The organism is Mycobacterium sp., from assembly GCF_035314905.1.
Lineage (GTDB): Bacteria > Actinomycetota > Actinomycetes > Mycobacteriales > Mycobacteriaceae > Mycobacterium.
In genome coordinates, this window is record NZ_DATFYW010000140.1 from 18,224 (window position 1) to 36,047 (window position 17,824).

The 17,824-nt window shown below is 68.4% G+C and carries 17 protein-coding genes; 9 read left to right on the forward strand and 8 right to left on the reverse strand.

Annotation, left to right across the window (positions count from 1 at the left end):
- Positions 1 to 186: 186 nt before the first annotated feature.
- The 4 genes from VKG81_RS11975 to VKG81_RS11990 all read right to left on the reverse strand — a co-directional run bounded on the left by VKG81_RS11975 (position 187) and on the right by VKG81_RS11990 (position 2,852).
- Entirely contained in the window at positions 187 to 693 is a 507-nt protein-coding gene (locus VKG81_RS11975) for a hypothetical protein (RefSeq protein WP_324396163.1), read from the reverse strand.
- 10 nt (positions 694 to 703) lie between these two features.
- Positions 704 to 1,417 (reverse strand): MlaE family ABC transporter permease, encoded by a 714-nt coding sequence (locus tag VKG81_RS11980; RefSeq protein WP_414685252.1) that lies wholly within the window; start codon positions 1,415 to 1,417, stop codon positions 704 to 706.
- Positions 1,418 to 1,711: 294 nt separating this feature from the next.
- A complete protein-coding gene (locus VKG81_RS11985; protein ID WP_324396166.1) occupies positions 1,712 to 2,602 on the reverse strand; it encodes a 3-oxoacyl-ACP reductase in 891 nt (296 codons plus the stop codon).
- 58 nt (positions 2,603 to 2,660) lie between these two features.
- Entirely contained in the window at positions 2,661 to 2,852 is a 192-nt protein-coding gene (locus VKG81_RS11990) for a ferredoxin (protein ID WP_324396168.1), read from the reverse strand.
- Between the two features lie 156 nt (positions 2,853 to 3,008).
- On the opposite strand from VKG81_RS11990, the gene VKG81_RS11995 reads away from it, so the two are divergent.
- From VKG81_RS11995 to fadD17, 3 genes are read left to right on the forward strand one after another with little or no spacing between them, the layout of a single operon-like run.
- On the forward strand, positions 3,009 to 4,190 hold the full coding sequence (locus VKG81_RS11995; protein ID WP_324396170.1) for an acyl-CoA dehydrogenase family protein: 1,182 nt from the start codon (positions 3,009 to 3,011) through the stop codon (positions 4,188 to 4,190).
- A gap of 9 nt (positions 4,191 to 4,199) precedes the next feature.
- Positions 4,200 to 5,321 (forward strand): acyl-CoA dehydrogenase family protein, encoded by a 1,122-nt coding sequence (locus VKG81_RS12000; protein WP_324396172.1) that lies wholly within the window; start codon positions 4,200 to 4,202, stop codon positions 5,319 to 5,321.
- A gap of 3 nt (positions 5,322 to 5,324) precedes the next feature.
- A complete protein-coding gene (gene fadD17 / locus VKG81_RS12005) occupies positions 5,325 to 6,821 on the forward strand; it encodes a long-chain-fatty-acid--CoA ligase FadD17 (RefSeq protein ID WP_324396174.1) in 1,497 nt (498 codons plus the stop codon).
- Positions 6,822 to 6,833: 12 nt separating this feature from the next.
- Here fadD17 and VKG81_RS12010 read toward each other — a convergent pair whose 3' ends face one another.
- Complete coding sequence (locus VKG81_RS12010) at positions 6,834 to 7,964, reverse strand: nitronate monooxygenase family protein (RefSeq protein ID WP_324396176.1); 1,131 nt, start codon at positions 7,962 to 7,964, stop codon at positions 6,834 to 6,836.
- A complete protein-coding gene (locus VKG81_RS12015; RefSeq protein WP_324396178.1) occupies positions 7,964 to 9,613 on the reverse strand; it encodes an acyl-CoA synthetase in 1,650 nt (549 codons plus the stop codon). The genes VKG81_RS12010 and VKG81_RS12015 overlap by 1 nt, the downstream gene beginning before the upstream one ends.
- A gap of 60 nt (positions 9,614 to 9,673) precedes the next feature.
- On the opposite strand from VKG81_RS12015, the gene VKG81_RS12020 reads away from it, so the two are divergent.
- Positions 9,674 to 10,474 carry a crotonase/enoyl-CoA hydratase family protein gene (locus tag VKG81_RS12020; RefSeq protein WP_324396180.1) on the forward strand — a complete coding sequence of 267 codons (801 nt, stop codon included), beginning with the start codon at positions 9,674 to 9,676 and terminating at the stop codon, positions 10,472 to 10,474.
- A 36-nt stretch (positions 10,475 to 10,510) separates the two neighbouring features.
- Positions 10,511 to 11,347: a hypothetical protein gene (locus VKG81_RS12025; protein ID WP_324396182.1), complete on the forward strand. Its 837-nt coding sequence runs from the start codon at positions 10,511 to 10,513 to the stop codon at positions 11,345 to 11,347.
- A 51-nt stretch (positions 11,348 to 11,398) separates the two neighbouring features.
- Here the strand turns inward: VKG81_RS12025 and VKG81_RS12030 are convergent, their stop codons facing one another.
- Entirely contained in the window at positions 11,399 to 12,613 is a 1,215-nt protein-coding gene (locus tag VKG81_RS12030) for a cytochrome P450 (protein ID WP_414685250.1), read from the reverse strand.
- A gap of 37 nt (positions 12,614 to 12,650) precedes the next feature.
- Here VKG81_RS12030 and VKG81_RS12035 point away from each other — a divergent pair, with 37 nt between their 5' ends.
- Complete coding sequence (locus tag VKG81_RS12035; protein WP_324396184.1) at positions 12,651 to 13,373, forward strand: acetoacetate decarboxylase family protein; 723 nt, start codon at positions 12,651 to 12,653, stop codon at positions 13,371 to 13,373.
- A gap of 114 nt (positions 13,374 to 13,487) precedes the next feature.
- On the opposite strand, the gene VKG81_RS12040 is transcribed toward VKG81_RS12035, so the two are convergent.
- Positions 13,488 to 14,519 (reverse strand): LLM class F420-dependent oxidoreductase, encoded by a 1,032-nt coding sequence (locus VKG81_RS12040; protein WP_324396186.1) that lies wholly within the window; start codon positions 14,517 to 14,519, stop codon positions 13,488 to 13,490.
- Between the two features lie 56 nt (positions 14,520 to 14,575).
- On the opposite strand from VKG81_RS12040, the gene VKG81_RS12045 reads away from it, so the two are divergent.
- Genes VKG81_RS12045 through VKG81_RS12055 form a run of 3 tightly spaced genes read left to right on the forward strand, consistent with a single transcriptional unit; the run spans position 14,576 to position 17,819 of the window.
- A complete protein-coding gene (locus VKG81_RS12045; protein ID WP_324396188.1) occupies positions 14,576 to 15,568 on the forward strand; it encodes a Zn-ribbon domain-containing OB-fold protein in 993 nt (330 codons plus the stop codon).
- A gap of 12 nt (positions 15,569 to 15,580) precedes the next feature.
- Positions 15,581 to 16,648 carry a thiolase domain-containing protein gene (locus VKG81_RS12050; RefSeq protein ID WP_324396190.1) on the forward strand — a complete coding sequence of 356 codons (1,068 nt, stop codon included), beginning with the start codon at positions 15,581 to 15,583 and terminating at the stop codon, positions 16,646 to 16,648.
- 1 nt (position 16,649) lies between these two features.
- The gene (locus VKG81_RS12055; RefSeq protein WP_324396192.1) at positions 16,650 to 17,819 is read left to right on the forward strand and encodes a thiolase domain-containing protein; all 1,170 of its coding nucleotides are present in this window, start codon (positions 16,650 to 16,652) and stop codon (positions 17,817 to 17,819) included.
- The last annotated feature ends 5 nt before the right edge of the window (positions 17,820 to 17,824 follow it).

Below are 17,824 nucleotides of genomic sequence, written 5' to 3' on the forward strand. Positions count from 1 at the left end.
GGTCCGGCAACACCTCCTTGGCCCGCTGTCAGCAAAGCATGACGCTGGCTCGTCGCGGTCCGGTACCACCCAGAGAGTGGTCCAGACGACCCCGACCTGCTGAAGCGCTGTACCGAATGGCGTGCACGGAGAATAGCGCGCATGCCCTGCCGGTGATCTGGTGTCCGAAAAATCGCCCGGCGAAGCCTAGAAACATTGCTTGGCGAAGTCGCATATCAGCGGGTCCTGGTTCACCGGGAACGGGATCGGGGCCTGGAACGCCAGGGTGAATGGTGCTTTGGTGAGCCCAGGCTGCGTACCACAGACGGCGGCATGGGTAACGGTATGGGTGCCGGTGAGCGTCACGTCGTCGAACGAGTAGATGTCCGTCGATGGGGCTTTGCTGCCGTCCGCGCAGGTGAAGCCGTCAATCTTGTTGACGGGCATGGTCCAGATGCCATTCACCAACCGGGCATCGCCGGCGTAGGGCGGCTCGTCGCTTTCCGGCCCCTTATGGGGCGTTTCACCTCCCACGTGCAGTACGCAGCCGGCTGCAACGCAGGTGGGAAAAATCGTCCAGGTGGAAGGATCGACCCCAGCCTGTGTGTAGGTGTATATGCCCTGCATCGGATCTGACGCCGAAGCGGGGTTCGCCGACGCGACAGCGATGCCAACGGCGATGACGGCCGCGGTGATTCCCCGGATGATCGTCATCGCGTTCCCCCTAACGGTGCAGCATTCGGACGCCGATCGCGGTCATCAGCACGTTGATCACGAACAGGCAGATGAAGGCGTAGACGACGGTCTCGTTGACGGCGTTGCCGACGCCCTTGGGACCGCCCTTGACCGTGAGCCCGCGGTAGCAGCCGACCAGGCCCGCGCACAGACCGAACAGCAGCGCCTTGACCTCGGCGAGGACCAGTTCACCCAGACCGGTGAGCACGGTCAACCCGTTGATGAACGCCCCCGGGTTGACACCTTGAAGCAGCACCGAGAAGACGTATCCGCCGGACAGGCCGATCGCGCACACGAGGCCGTTGAGAAGCAGCGCCACGAATGTGGACGCCAGCACGCGGGGGACCACGAGGCGGTGGATCGGATCGATGCCCAGCACCCGCATCGCGTCGATCTCATCGCGGATGGTGCGCGCGCCGAGGTCGGCGCAGATCGCGGTCGCACCCGCCCCGGCCACGACCAGCACCGTGCACACCGGACCCAGTTGGGTGATCGTGCCGAACGCGGTGCCAGCACCGGACAGGTCGGCGGCGCCGATCTCGCGAAGCAGGATGTTGATCGTGAATGCCACCAGCACGGTGAACGGGATCGCCACCAGCAATGTCGGAACGATTGACACCCGCGCGATCATCCACGTCTGCTCGAGGAACTCGCCAAGCTGGAAGGGCCGGCGGAACATTGCGCGGAAGGTGTCCCCCGACATTTCGAAGAACCCGCCCACAGCCCGGGCCGGAACCGCGAGCTGTTCTTTCACTCGGCCCCCTTCACAGCCAGCGGACGGTCGAATCGACGGCGGGCGAAGACCACCGGCGCCGCTCCCACCCCCTCAAACACGACGAAGCGCTCCGTGGAACGGATCATAGTAACTAGAACGGGTTCCGGTGTCGAAGAACGGCGAAATAAGACACGAACCGGCGGTTTGGCCAGCCACCCACCGCTTTCCGCCATCGCTTTGTCACGCGTTCCAGTTCGTCGGTGACCGCTCTACAGGTGGCTGTCAGGGCTGCGACTCCATCAGCCCCGTCGCGCCGAAGGTCAGTCCCTCGTCCCTATCAGCAAAGTACTTCTGCAGCGTCGTGCTGAGGTCCGCCGGGGCCCATGCGGGGCCGTCGGCGGTGAACCGGTGCTCCGCGGTCGGCGCCGCCACCAGCGTCACCGAGGGCCCGTAGACGATGAACAACTGGCCGTTGACCGCCTCGGCAGCCGGCGACGCGAGGAATTGGACCAGCGTGACGACGTGGTCGGTGGACAGCGGATCGACCTCGCCATCGGGGGCCTCCCCGAAGACGTCGGCGGTCATCGCGGTGCGCGCCCGCGGGCAGATCGCGTTCGCGCAAACCCCGTATCGGCCCAGTGCCCGCGCCGCCGACAAGGTCAGCGCGGTGATGCCCGCTTTCGCGGCGCCGTAGTTGGCCTGCCCGACGGGGCCCGACAACCCGGCCTCAGAGGACGTGTTGACGAGCCGGCCGTAGACCCGGCCCTCCTCCTTGGCCTTCGACCGCCAGTACGCGGCGGCGTTGCGGGTGAGCAGGAAGTGTCCGCGCAGATGGACATCGATGACCAGGTCCCAGTCCTCGTCGGACATGTTGAACAGCATCCGGTCGCGGGTGATGCCGGCGTTGTTGACGACGATGTCGAGCCCGCCCTCGCCGGTCGCGGCGGAGAGCAGCTCGTCGGCGGTCGCGCGCCGGCTGACGTCACCCGGCACCGGGACGCCCCGGCTGCCGACGGCGCTGATCTCGTCCAGCACGTCGGAGTTCTTCAGCGCCGAGTCGATGTCGTTGACCACCACGGTGGCCCCGGCGCGGGCCAGGCCGATCGCCTCGGCGCGGCCCAGCCCGGCGGCCGCGCCGGTCACCACCGCAACGCGCCCGGACAAATCCGTCATCTGATCAGCCTCCCGGCCAGCGTCCAACGGCTCAACTTATGAATACCTCTAGTTCTTGCTAATCCTTGCGCAGCAACGCCGCGCGCGGGCACTCGGCGACGGCCTGCTCGGCCAGCTCCTCCTTGTCAGCCGGAATCGGGTCGGCCTTCACCACCGCGTAGTCCTCGTCGTCGAGATCAAACAGGTCCGGCGAGATGCCGACGCACACCGCGTTGCCCTCGCACCGGTCACGGTCCACTTCAACTCGCACGACAACCTCCTCGTACTCGCCAATTCCACAGGCAGCACCACAATACGACCGGACCGGGACGCTGGGGGCGGCGAACCGTCGCTGGACCCCAACACTAGAACGTGTTACAACCGGGGTGGTCGACCGGGTACCCACATCAGACTTAAGGACGAGGCGATGCGGATCAGCTACACCCCCGAGCAAGAGGAGTTGCGCCGCGAACTGCGAGCCTACTTCGCCCAGCTCATGACGCCGGAACGCACCGAGGCGCTGAACATGACGTCGGGCGAGTACGGCACCGGCAACGCCTACCGGGAAACGGTTGCGCAGATGGGCCACGACGGGTGGCTGGCCCTGGGCTGGCCGAAGGAATACGGCGGTCAGGCGCGCTCGGCGATGGACCAGCTGATCTTCACCGACGAGGCCGCGGTCGCCGGTGCGCCGGTGCCCTTCCTGACCATCAACAGTGTCGCGCCCACGATCATGGCGTACGGCACCCACGAGCAGAAGCACTTCTACCTGCCCAAGATCGCGGCGGGCGAGCTGCACTTCTCGATCGGCTACTCCGAGCCCGGCGCGGGCACCGACCTGGCGGCGCTGCGCACCGCCGCGGTACGCGACGGCGACGAGTATGTGATCAACGGCCAGAAGATGTGGACGAGCCTGATCCAGTACGCCGACTACGTGTGGCTGGCGGCCCGCACCAACCCGGAGGCCAAGAAGCACCGCGGCATCTCGATGCTGATCGTGCCCACCGACGCACCCGGTTTCTCCTGGACGCCGGTGCACACGATGGCCGGGCCGGACACCAGCGCCACCTACTACCAGGACGTGCGGGTACCCGCGGCCAATCTGGTCGGCGAGGAGAACGGCGGCTGGAAACTGGTGACCAACCAGCTCAACCACGAACGCGTCGCGCTGGTGTCGGCCCAGCCGATCTTTCTGGCGCTCAACGCGGTTCGCGAATGGGCGCAGAACACCAAGGACACCGGCGGAGCGCGGCTGATCGACTCCGAATGGGTGCAGCTCAACCTGGCGCGGGTGCACGCCAAAGCCGAGGTGCTCAAGCTGATCAACTGGGAGCTGGCGTCGTCGGACGCCGCGGCGCCGTCACCCGCCGATGCGTCGGCGGCCAAGGTGTTCGGCACCGAGCTGGCCACCGAGGCCTACCGCCTTCTGATGGAGGTGCTCGGCACGGCCGCCACGGTTCGGCAGGACTCACCCGGGGCGCTGCTGCGCGGACGGGTCGAGCGGATGCACCGGGCCTGCCTGATCCTGACGTTCGGCGGCGGCACCAACGAGATTCAGCGCGACATCATCGGCATGGTCGCGCTCGGCCTTCCCCGCGCCAACCGCTGAGAGGACACCATGGATTTCACGACAACCGAGGCGGCCGACGACCTGTCGGGTTTGGTGCGCACGATCACCGAATCGGTGTGCACGCCCGAACACCAACGCGATCTGGACAAGCTCGACCAGCGGGTGGACCGGGACCTGTGGCGCAAGCTGATCGACGCCGACGTGCTCAATGCCGTCGCGCCGGAGTCGCTGGGCGGCGCCGGTTTCGGTGTGCTCGAGCAGGTGGCGGTGCTCACCGCGCTGGGCCGTCAGCTGGCCGCGGTGCCCTACCTGGAGTCGGTCGTGCTCGCGGCGGGGGGGCTTGCGCGGTTCGGGTCGAAGGAGCTGCAGCAGAACTGGGCGGTGCCCGCGGTCAGCGGCGACAAGATCCTCACCGTCGCCCTGTCGGCCGAGATGGGCCAGGGACCGGTGCAGGCCAGGACCGTCGCCGAGGGCTACCGGCTGACCGGCACCCGCACGCTCGTCGGCTATGCCCCGGTCGCGGATGCGTTTCTGGTGCCCGCCGAAACCGACTCGGGGGTCAGGGTTTTCCTGGTACCGACCGAGGATGCCGGGGTGACGGTGACCGGACTGGAAACCACCGGACGGGGCAGCGTGGGTCAGCTCGACCTGCAAGGTGTCGGAGTCGGCGCCGAGCGGCTGGTCGGCGGCGTGAGGGCAGCTCCCGCCAGCGGGGAAGACGTGGTCGAATGGCTGACCGCGTTGAGCACGTTGGGGCAGACGGCATTTGCGCTCGGTGTGCTCGAGCGCGCGCTGGAGCTGACCGCCGAATATGCCCGCGAGCGTGAGCAGTTCGGGCGGCCGATCGGCAGCTTCCAGGCGGTGGCGCAGCGGTTGGCCGACGGCTACATCGACATCAAGGGCCTGCGGTTGACGCTGAGCCAGGCCGCGTGGCGGCTGTCGGAGAATCTCCCCGCCGACGTGGAGGTCGCCACGGCCGCGTTCTGGGCGGCCGACGCGGGACACCGCGGTGCGCACACCACTGTGCACGTGCACGGGGGGGTCGGCATCGACATCGACCACCCGGTGCACCGCTACTTCCTCGCCGCGAAGCAGACCGAGTTCGCGCTGGGCAGTGCCACGGGCCAGCTGCGGCGCATCGGCCGCGAGTTGGCCGACACGCCAGCCTGATCTGTGCCCACCGTCACCGGGCTGTTGACCGCGATCGCCGACGTCGACGATCGGGGCGTGTACTTCGAAGACTCGTTCACCAGCTGGCGCGACCACATCCAGCAAGGCGCCGCGGTGGCCGCCGCGCTGCGGGAGCGCCTCGATCCGCGGCGGCCGCCGCACGTGGGGGTGCTGCTGCAGAACACGCCGTTCTTCTCCGCGGTGCTCATCGCCGCCGGGTTGTCCGGGCTAGTTCCGGTGGGCCTCAACCCGATCCGCCGCGGCGCTGCGCTGGCACGGGATGTGCGTCATGCGGACTGCCAGGTGGTGTTGGCGGATTCCGCCGCTGCGGCGGTGCTGGACGGCATCGAACACGTGGACGTCGACTCCGAGCACTGGGCCGCGGAATTGGCGGCGCACAAGGACGCTCCGGTGATCGCCCGGGCCGCCGAGCCGACGGACGTGTTCATGCTGATCTACACGTCGGGCACGAGCGGCGATCCCAAGGCGGTGATCTGCAGCCACGAGAAGGTCGCGATCGCGGGCGTGACGATGACCGAACGCTTCTCCCTCGGGCCGGGCGACGTGTGCTATGTCTCGATGCCGCTGTTCCATTCCAACGCGGTGCTGGTCGGGTGGTCGGTCGCGGTGGCCTGTCGCGGTTCGATGGTGTTGCGGCGCAAGTTCTCCGCGTCGCAGTTCATCCCCGATATCCGTCACTACGGCGCGACATATGCAAACTATGTGGGCAAGCCGCTGTCGTATGTGCTCGCGACCCCGCAGCGTCCCGACGACGCGGACAATCCGCTGAGGGCCGTCTACGGCAACGAGGGCGCGCCCGCCGACACCGAGCGTTTCGCCCGCAGGTTCGGCACGGTGGTGTTGGACGGATTCGGTTCCACCGAGGGCGGCGTGGCGATCAGCCGGACGCCGGAGACCCCCCAGGGCGCGCTGGGACCGCTGCCCGAGGGGGTGGACATCGTCGACCCCGACACCGGTGAGTCATGCCCGCCCGGGGTGACCGGCGAGATCGTGAACATCTCGGGGGTAGGCCGTTTCGAGGGCTACTACAACGACCCCGACGCCGACGCCGAACGGATGGCCGGCGGCGTCTACCACAGCGGTGACCTCGGCTACCGCGACGAGGACGGGTACGTGTACTTCGCGGGCCGGCTCGGCGACTGGATGCGCGTCGACGGCGAGAACCTCGGCGCGGCGCCGATCGAGCGCGTGCTGCTGCGCCACCCCGACGTGGTGGAGGTCGCTGCGTACGGGATCCCCGCACCCGACATCGGCGATCAGGTGATGGCGGCGCTGGTGCTGGTCGACGGTGCGAAGTTCGACGCCAACACATTCCGGGACTTCCTCGCCGCGCAACCCGACCTCGGGGGTAAGCAGTGGCCGTCGTTCGTGCGGATCAGCTCCGCGCTGCCGCGCACCGAGACGTTCAAGGTGATCAAGCGGCAGTTGGCCGCCGAGGGGGTCGACTGCGCGGACCCGGTCTTCACGATTTCGCGCTGATCGGGCGCGGCGCTACGCGTCGGCGATCCGGCCCAGCCGCCGCGTTGATTCCTCGAACCCACTGACCAACTCGGCGATGATGTCGGAAACGGGACGGATCTCGTTCATGCGCCCCACGATCTGGCCCACCGGCATCGCCACGGCCGTCGGGTCGGTGGACTCGTTCATCCGCTGATGGGCCTCGCTGACCAAGATGTTCTGCAGCGGCATCGGCAGCGGTTCCGGGGCGTCGGGGGCGTCCCAGGCGTCGGTCCAGCGGCTCCGCAGCAGACGCGCCGGCTTGCCGGTGTAGATGCGACGGCGCACGGTGTCGCCGGATGTCGCGTTCAGCAGCGCCTGCTGAATCACCGAAACACCCGATTCGCGGCGCACGCCGAGGTCGTATTCCGCCGAGGTCAGGAACGCCGAACCCAGCCAGACCCCGGACGCTCCGAGCGCCAGCGCCGCGGCGACCTGCCTGCCGGTGCCGATGCCGCCCGCGGCGAGCACAGGGACCGCGTTCTTGCGCGCGGCCATCTGATCGCAGACCTCGGGCACCAGCACCATCGACGCGATCTCACCGGTGTGCCCGCCTGCTTCGTAACCCTGCGCGACCACGATGTCGACACCGTTTTCCACATGGCGCAGCGCGTGTTTGGCACTGCCGGCCAACGCCGCGACCGGGACACCGGCGGCATGGGCCTGGTCGATGACGTCCTTCGGCGGCGAGCCGAGTGCGTTGGCGATCAACTTGATCGGATGTTTCAGCGCCACCTCGACGTGCGACCGGGCCACCGAGTGCAGCCAGCCGAGCACCCCCTCCGACCGGTTCTCGTCGTCGGGCAGCGGAGGCACGCCGAGGTCGGCCAGGGTCTTGTCGACGAAGTCGCGATGTGCCTGCGGGATGAGCTTGTCGATGTCGACAGCGGTGCCCTCGGTGGGGATCTTGGCCGGCATGACCACGTCGACCCCGTAGGGCTTGGCGCCGGTGTTCTCGTCCATCCAACCCAGCACCGTCTCGAGTTGGTCGGCCTCGTTGAACCGCACACAGCCCAGCACGCCGAACGCGCCGGCCCTGCTGACCGCGGCGGCGACCTTCTCCGACGGCGTGAAAACGAAGATCGGGTAGTCGATGCCGAAGCGGTCACACAGCTCGGTTCGCATCAGAGGTTCGCCCCAACATGTTTGGAGCTGACGTCGTCGGGGGGCCGCGACTCGGTCTGTTCTTTGGCCCAGCGGTAGTCGGGCTTTCCGGCGGGCGACCGCTTCACCTCGCCGACAAGCCAGAGACTGCGCGGCACTTTGTATCCCGCGATCTCGCTGCGCACGAACGCATCGAGGTCGGCCAGCGTCGGACGGGTGCCGTCGCGCGGCTGCACGACCGCGGCCACGTGCTGGCCGTAGCGGGGATCGGGCACTCCGACCACCAGCGCGTCGAACACGTCAGGATGTCCCTTGAGCGCGGCTTCGACCTCCTCGGGGTAGACCTTCTCGCCGCCGCTGTTGATCGAAACCGAGCCGCGGCCCAGCATCGTGACCGTGCCGTCCTTTTCGACCTGCGCGTAGTCGCCGGGGATCGCATACCGGACGCCGTTGATGACCCGGAACGTCTCGGCGGTCTTCTTTTCGTCCTTGTAGTAGCCGACGGGAACATGGCCGCGCTTGGCGATGACGCCCCGCACACCCGAGCCCGGCTGGACTTCGTTGCCGTTCTCGTCGAGCACGACGGTCCACTTGTCGATGTTGACCCGCGGTCCGCCGGTGTGCGCCTCGCCCTTGGCCACGACGCTGGTGCCGCCGAACCCGGTCTCCGACGAACCGATGGAGTCGGTGATGACCCGGTTGGGCAGCAGCTCGAGCAGTTTCTCCTTGATGCTCGGCGAGAACAGCGCCGCGGTGCTGGCGAGCAGGAACAGCGATGACAGGTCGTAGTCGTTCTCGGCGCTCAGCGCATCGAGCAACGGCCGCGCCATCGCGTCGCCGGTGAAGAACAACAGGTTCACCTTGTGCTCGTGGATCGTCCGCCACACCTCGTCGGCGTCGAATTCCGGTGCCAGGACCACGGTTCCGCCGCTGAACAGCGCCATCCAGGTGGCCGACTGCGTCGCGCCGTGAATCATCGGCGGGATCGGGAAGCGGATCATCGGCGGCCCGGCGGCGGCCTGCCTGGACAGGTCGTACTCGTCTTCGACGTATTCGCCCGTCGCGAAGTCGGTCCCGCCCAGCAGCACCCGGTAGATGTCCTCATGGCGCCACATCACGCCCTTGGGGAACCCGGTGGTGCCGCCGGTGTAGAGCAGGTAGATGTCGTCGGCGCTGCGCTCGCCGAAGTCACGCCCGGGTGAGCCCTGCGCGATCGCGGAGTAGAACTCGACACCGCCGTAGCGCTGGTGGTCGTTTTCGCTGCCGTCCTCGACCACCAGGACGGTCTTCACGTTCGGGGTGTCGCCGAGCACGTTCGCGACGCGATCGCTGTAGCGGCGCTCGTGCACCAGCGCCACCATGTCGGAGTTGTCGAACAGGTAGCGCAGTTCGCCCTCGACGTAGCGGAAGTTGACGTTCACCAGGATGGCGCCGGCCTTCACGATGCCGAGCATCGCGATCACGATCTCGATACGGTTGCGGCAGTACAGTCCGACCTTGTCGTCCTTCTTGACGCCCCGGTCGATCAGGTAGTGCGCGAGGCGGTTGGACTTTTCCTCGAGTTGGGCGTAGGTCAACCGCTCGTCGCCGCAGATCAGGGCGACACGGTCGGGCACAGCGTCGATGGCGTGCTCGGCGAGATCGGCAATGTTGAGGGCCACGGACCCCAAATTAGAACGTGTTACATTTTCTGACAAGTCTGTGTCGATCGCGTAGAAAGGCGGGCACCCGTGAGCGAGGCCGACAAGGGACCCGACGCCATCGTCGAGCAGCGCGGACACACCCTCATCGTGACGCTCAACCGGCCGGAGGCGCGTAACGCGCTCTCCACCGAGATGCTCTCGACAATGGTGGCGGCCTGGGACCGCGTCGACAACGATCCCGGCATCCGGTCCTGCATCCTGACCGGCGCAGGCGGCTACTTCTGCTCGGGCATGGACCTCAAGGCGGCGACCAACAAGCCGCCCGGTGACTCGTTCAAGGACGGCAGCTACGACCCGTCGCGCATCGACGGCCTGCTGAAGGGCCGACGGCTGAAAAAGCCGCTGATCGCCGCCGTCGAGGGTCCCGCGATCGCCGGCGGCACCGAGATCCTGCAAGGCACCGACATCCGCATCGCCGGCGAGAGCGCCAAGTTCGGCATCTCCGAGGCCAGGTGGAGCCTGTACCCGATGGGCGGCTCGGCGGTGCGTCTCGTCCGGCAGATCCCCTACACGGTGGCATGCGATCTGCTGCTGACCGGCCGGCACATCAAGGCCGCCGAGGCCAAGGAGATCGGCCTGATCGGGTATGTCGTCCCCGACGGCCAGGCGCTGGCCAAGGCGCTCGAGATCGCCGAGATGATCAACAACAACGGGCCGCTGGCGGTGCAGGCGATTCTGCAGTCGATCCGCGAGACCGAGGGCATGAACGAGAACGACGCGTTCAAGATCGACACCCAGCTCGGCATCAAGGTGTTCCTCAGCGAGGATGCGAAGGAAGGGCCGAGGGCGTTCGCCGAGAAGCGGACCCCGAAGTTCGGCGGTCGCTGATCGGGCCGTGTCGGTGGCCTTCGGCACAGTGTCGGAATGGCGCAGGCATTCATCGGCAGTGAGGCGCTGGCCACCGGAGACCTGACGCCGTACGCGCTGCGGAGCCGGTTCGTCGCGGTCTATCCGGATGTGTACGTCGGAAAGAACGTCGAGATGACCGCACGACTGCGCGCACGGGCGGGTTGGTTGTGGTCGCGGCGACGGGGGGTGCTCGCCGGCTTGTCGGCGTCGGCGCTGCACGGCGCCAAGTGGATCGACCCGCGCCTGGCCGAGCTTCTCCACGACAACCGGCGCCCGCCGACCGGAATCCGGACCTATTCAAACCGGGCCGGTGAGGACGAAGTCGGCGTCATCGATGGCATGCGCGTGACGACACCGGCACGCACCGCGCTGGACCTGGCGTGCCGCTATCCGGTCGACAGCGCGGTCACGGCGATCGACTCGCTGGCGCGCGCGACCCGGCTGAAGCTCGGCGACGTCGACCTGCTGGCGGGGCGCTACGCGGGCCGCCGCGGCATGAGGCGCGCCCGACTGAGCCTCGGTCTGGTCGACCCGGGCGCCGAGTCACCCCGGGAGACGTGGCTGCGACTGCTGCTCATCCGGGCGGGTTTCGGGCCGTTACGGACGCAGATCCCGGTGTACGACGTGTTCGGTGCGCCGGTCGCCGTGCTCGACATGGGCTGGGAGGACATCCGCGTCGCTGCCGAGTACGACGGCGATCATCACCGGACGAACCGCAGGCAGTTCAACGGCGACATCCGCCGAATGGAGGCGTTGAACGATCTCGGCTGGCGGGTGGTGCGGGTCACCGCGGAGGACACCGTGGGCGGCATCATCGGCCGGGTGGCCGCCGCCCGGGAACGCCGAGCGTGAACACACTGCGAGAAATCGGGCCGGATTTCGCAGTGGGTTCACGCTCGCGGCTCAGGAGCCCGTCGGCTTGGTCGGGCTGAACGCCACCGGCATCTGCTCCAGTCCGCTGACGAAGTTGGCCGGCCGCAGCGGCAACGCGTCGCCGGAGGCGAGCCGCAGGTCGGGCAGGCGCCGCAGCAGCCGGCGCTGCATCAGCGTGAGCTCCAGGCGCGCCAGCTGGTTGCCCAGGCAGAAGTGGGTGCCGAAGCCGAACGCGACGTGATTGTTCGGATAGCGGTCGATGCGGAAGTCCTCCGGATCGTCGAACACCCGCTCGTCGAAGTTGGCCGACTCGAACAGCAGCATGATCTTCTCGCCCCGCCGCAGCCCCGTGCCGTGGAACTCGGTGTCCGCGGTCAGCGTGCGGCACATGTTCTTCACCGGGGAGGTCCACCGCAGCATCTCCTCGACGGCGTTGGGCAGCAGCCCCTCATCGCCGACCAGGCGGCGGTGCTGGCCCGGATGGCGCAGCAGCTGGGCGGTGCCACCGGAGAGCGTGTGGCGGGTGGTCTCGTCGCCGCCGATCAGGATCAGCAAGGTCTCGACGACGATCTCGTCGTCGGTCAGCCGCTCGCCGTCGACCTCCGAGTGAATCAGCACGCTGATCAGGTCGTCGGTGGGCTCCTTGCGCCGCTGCGCGATCATGTCCGTCGTGAACGCGTAGTACGCGGCGTAGGCGTCCATCGTGACCTGAAAGTCCTCGCCGGACACGTGCGAGCTGAGGAAGGTCACCAAGTCGTCGGACCACTTCAAGAACATCTCGCGCTGTTCGGGTCGCACGCCGAGCATGTCGCCGATGACCGCCATCGGCAGCGGCGCGGCGAGGTCGCGGACGAAGTCGCACTCCCCCCGCTCGCACACGGCATCGATAAGCGCGTCACACAACGCACCGATCGACTCCTCTTTGTCGCGCACCCGCTTGCGGGTGAAACCCGCGTTGACGAGCTTGCGCCGCAACAGATGTGCGGGATCGTCCATGTCGATCATCATCGGCATCGCGGGCTGGTCGGGCCGGATGCCGCCCGCGTTGGAGAACAACCCGGGCCGGCGTTCCGCCTCGATCACCGCCTCATAGGTCGTGGCGCCGGCCAGGCCGTTGCGGTCCCGGAACACCGGCTCGTTGGCGCGCATCCATCGGTAGGCGGCGTGGGAATCGCCGGCGTAGAAGTTGCCGTCGGTCAGGTCCACGTCGGGCCGTATCCCGGTCACGGTATCGGTCACAGGCACTCTCCAATTCGTCGCGGCCCCGCACTACAGTGAGGCCATGCCAGCCTCGCAGCACACCATCGCCGGCACGGTGCTTACCATGCCGGTCAAGATCCGGAAGGCCAATCAGCACACTGCGATGTTTTCGGTGTCCGCCGCGACGGCGCAGCGGCTGATCGACTACAGCGGCCTCGAGGTGTGCCAGTACCTGCCCGGCCGGGCGATGGTGATGCTGATGCTGATGCGCTACGTCGACGGCGACCTCGGGCGCTACCACGAATTCGGCACAGCGGTGATGGTCAACGCGCCCGGGTCGCGGGCCAAGGGCCTGCGGGCGCTGGGCGACGCGGCGGCGTTCATCCATCACCTTCCGGTCGACCAGGCGTTCACGTTGGAGGCCGGGCAGCGGATCTGGGGCTTCCCCAAGGTGATGGCCGACTTCACGGTCCGCGACTGCCGCCAGTTCGGCTTCGACGTCAGCATCGACGGGCAGCTGGTCGCGAGCATGGAGTTCCGCGCGGGCCTGCCCGCGCCGTCGACCCTGATGGCCCGGAAACAGGTGCTGCGCACCTACTCCCATCGCGACGGCACCACCCGCGAAACTCCGTGGGAGATGAGGATGACCGGGGTCCGGGCCCGGCCGGGCGGCGTTCGACTGCTGCTCGGTGAGCATCCCTACGCCAAAGAGCTTGCCTCGCTGGGCCTGCCGGAGCGGGCGCTGGCATCGGCTTCCGCTGCCAACGTGGAGATGACGTTCGGCGACGCACACGAGCCGGGCTAGATCCCGGCCTCGCGCCCGGCGAACGCATCCGGCGCGCTCGGGGCGATGTTGCACAACCCGGCGTGTGTCATCCGGCCAATCTAGAACGTGTTCTAATACCGCCGCAACCGCCGCTCAGGTCAGCGTCGCCAGCTCCCTCACCTGCTCGGCCGCGCGACCGCTGACCACCATCATCGTGACGCCCGCCGCCTCCCAGACCGCGATCTGCTTACGCACATAGTCGAGGTCCCCGACGATCACGGCGTCGTCGACGAGCTCGTCGGGAATGACCCGGGCCGCCTCGTCCTTGCGGTTGCCGCGGAACAGCCTGGTGACCTCGTCGACCACGTCGCCGTAGCCCATCCGCCGGTAGACGTCGGCGTGGAAGTTGGTGTCCTCGGCGCCCATCCCGCCCATGTAGAGCGCCAGGAACGGCTTGATGCCCGCGAACGCGGCGGCGCGGTCTTCGGTGATCACCACCTGCGCCGTCGCGCAGATCTCGAAATCCTCGCGGCTGCGCCGCGCGCCCGGACGCGCGAAGCCCTCGTCGAGCCACTCGTCGTACATGCCGGCCAGCCGCGGCGTGTAGAAGATCGGCAGCCAGCCGTCGCAGATCTCGGCCGCCAGCGCGACGTTCCTGGGTCCCTCAGCGCCGAGGAAGACCGGGATGTCGGCGCGCAGCGGATGAGTGATCGGCTTGAGCGCCTTGCCCAGGCCGGTGGTGCCCGCACCGGTGAGCGGCAGCGGGTAGTGCGGCCCGTCGCTTCGCACCGGCTTCTCCCGTGCCCACACCTGGCGGACGATGTCGATGTACTCGCGCGTGCGGGCCAGCGGCCTGGGGAACGGCTGCCCGTACCAGCCTTCGACCACCTGGGGCCCGGACACGCCGAGGCCGAGGATGTGCCGGCCGCCCGAGAGGTGGTCGAGGGTCAGCGCGGCCATCGCGCACGCGGTCGGGGTGCGCGCCGACAGCTGCACCACCGACGTGCCCAGCCGGACCCGACGCGTCGACGAGCCGTACCACGCCAGCGGCGTATAGGCGTCGGAGCCCCACGCCTCCGCGGTGAACACCGCGTCAAAACCCGACTCCTCGGCCGCGGCCACCAGCTCCGCGGCGTTATCCGGCGGCTGCGCGCCCCAGTAACCCAGTTGCAAGCCAAGCTTCATTGCAGCCTCCTCAACGCTTCTTGCCACACTTGTTAGAACCTGTTCTACTCGTTGGCGTGACCGTCAGCCAAAGTCGCCCGGCGCTGCTCGACGCCCATGAGCCGCCCCTTTCGGCGCCGTTGAAACTGTCCTTCGACTACACCCGTTCGGTAGGCCCGACGCTGAGTGCGTTCTTCACCGCGCTGCGCGAGCGCCGCATCGTCGGCATACGTGGCTCCGATGGCCGGGTCCACGTGCCGCCGGCCGAATACGACCCCGTCACCTACGAACGGCTGACCGAGATCGTACCGGTGGCCAGCGTCGGGACGGTGGTGTCGTGGACCTGGCAGGCCGCGCCGCTGGAGGGCCAGCCGCTGGCACGCCCGTTCGCGTGGGCGCTGATCAAGCTGGACGGCGCCGACACCGCGCTGCTGCATGCCGTCGACGCCGGGTCGCCGGATGCGATCGGCGCGGGCACACGCGTCCACGCCCACTGGGTCGACGAACCGGCCGGCGCGATCACCGACATCGCGTACTTCGCGCCGGGCGACGCCGCCGAGCCCGTCGAGCCGGCCACCGAAGAACGGGACCCGGTGAAGATGCTGGTCACGCCCATCAGCATCGAGATCACCCACAGCGCCTCGCACGAGGAGAGCGCTTATCTGCGCGCGCTGGCCGAGGGCAGGCTGCTGGGGGCGCGGACCGGCAAGGACGGCAAGGTCTACTTCCCGCCGCACGGCGCGGACCCGGCCACCGGCCTGCCGACGACCGAGTTCGTCGAGCTGCCCGACAGGGGCACGGTGACGACGTTCGCGATCATCAACATCCCGTTCGCCGGGCAGCGGATCAAGCCGCCCTATGTCGCGGCCTACGTGCTGCTCGACGGGGCCGACATCCCGTTTCTGCACCTGATCTCCGAGATCGACGCCGCCGAGGTCCGGATGGGCATGCGGGTGGAGGCGGTCTGGAAACCGCGCGAGGAGTGGGGGCTCGGCATCGACAACATCGAGTACTTCCGCCCCACGGGTGAACCCGACGCCGACTACGACACCTACAAGCACCACCTGTGAAGGCAGCACAGCATGACTGAACGCGACATCGCGGTCGTGGGCTTCGCGCACGCGCCGCACGTACGCCGCACCGACGGCACCACCAACGGCGTCGAGATGCTGATGCCCTGCTTCGCGCAGCTCTACGACGACCTCGGCATCACCAGGGCCGACATCGGTTTCTGGTGCTCGGGTTCTTCGGATTACCTTGCCGGCAGGGCGTTTTCGTTCATCTCGGCGATCGACTCGATCGGTGCGGTGCCGCCGATCAACGAGTCGCACGTCGAGATGGACGCGGCATGGGCGGCCTACGAGGCCTACATCAAGCTGCTGACCGGCGAGGTGGACACCGCGCTGGTGTACGGCTTCGGCAAGTCGTCGGCCGGCGTGCTGCGCCGGATTCTGGCCCTGCAGACCGACCCGTACACCGTCGCGCCGTTGTGGCCCGACTCGGTGTCGATGGCCGGACTGCAGGCCCGGTTCGGGCTCGACGCCGGGAAATGGACCCCCGAGCAGATGGCTCAGGTCGCGCTGGACTCGTTCGCGGTGTCCGGCCGCACCGATTCCGTCGAGCCCGCCAAGAGCATCGACGAGCTGCTGGCCCGGCCGTTCTTCGCCGACCCGCTGCGCCGCCACGACATCGCGCCGATCACCGACGGCGCGGCGGCGATCGTGCTGGCCGCCGGCGACCGGGCGCGTGAACTGCGCGAGAAACCGGCCTGGATCACCGGTTTCGAGCACCGCATCGAATCCCCCGTGCTCGGCGCGCGGGATCTGACGGTGTCGCCGTCGACCGCCGCGTCGGCCAAGGCGGCCACGGGAGACGACGCCGGCGCCGTGGAGGTGGCGGAGATCTACGCGCCGTTCACCCATCAGCAGCTGATCCTCACGGAGGCGATCGGGCTGCCGGCGTCGGCGAAGGTCAACCCGTCGGGCGGTGCGCTGGCGGCCAACCCGATGTTCGTCGCCGGCCTGGAGCGAATCGGGTTCGCCGCACAGCACGTCTGGGACGGCTCCGCGCAGCGGGTGCTGGCGCATGCCACCAGCGGGCCCGCGCTGCAGCAGAATCTGGTGGCCGTCATGGAAGGGAAGGACCGCTAGCATGGCCGGTCGACTCGCCGCGGTCCTGGGGACCGGGCAGACCAAGTACGTCGCCAAACGCCAGGACGTGTCGATGCCCGGCCTGGTGCGCGAGGCGATCGAGGCGGCGCTGGCCGATTCGGGCTCGACGTTCGACGACATCGACGCGGTCGTGGTGGGCAAGGCGCCGGACTTCTTCGAAGGCGTCATGATGCCCGAGCTGTTCATGGCCGACGCGGTCGGTGCGACGGGCAAACCGCTGATCCGGGTCCACACCGCCGGCTCGGTGGGGGGCTCGACCGGCGTGGTGGCCGCCAGCCTGGTGCAGTCGGGCAAGTACCGCCGGGTGCTGGCGATGGCGTGGGAGAAGCAGTCGGAGTCGAACGCGATGTGGGCGTTGTCGATTCCGGTGCCGTTCACCAAACCGGTCGGCGCCGGGGCCGGCGGCTATTTCGCGCCGCACGTGCGGGCGTACATCCGCCGGGCGAACGCCCCGACACACATCGGGGCGATGGTCGCGGTCAAGGACCGCCTCAACGGCGCGAAGAACCCGCTGGCGCACGTGCAGCAGCCCGACATCACGCTGGAGAAGGTGCTGTCGTCGCAGATGCTCTGGGACCCCATCCGTTTCGACGAAACCTGCCCGTCGTCGGACGGCGCGTGCGCGGTGGTGATCGGCGACGAGCAAATCGCCGACGCGCGGGTCGCCGACGGCCACCCGGTGGCATGGATCCACGCCACCGCGCTGCGCACCGAGCCGTTGGCGTTCTCCGGCCGCGACCAGGTGAACCCGCAGGCGGGCCGCGACGCGGCCGCGGCGCTGTGGAAGGCGGCCGGAATCACGAGCCCGATCGACGAGATCGACGCCGCCGAGATCTACGTGCCGTTCAGCTGGTTCGAGCCGATGTGGCTGGAAAATCTCGGCTTCGCACCCGAAGGCGAGGGATGGAAGCTCACCGAGGCGGGCGAAACCGCGATCGGCGGGCGACTTCCGGTGAACGCGTCGGGCGGGGTGCTGTCGTCGAACCCGATCGGCGCCTCGGGACTGATCCGGTTCGCGGAGGCCGCGATCCAGGTGATGGGCAAGGCCGGCGCCCACCAGGTCCAGGGCGCCCGCAAGGCCCTCGGCCACGCGTACGGCGGTGGCTCGCAATATTATTCGATGTGGGTGGTAGGAGCGGACAAGCCGTGACGCGC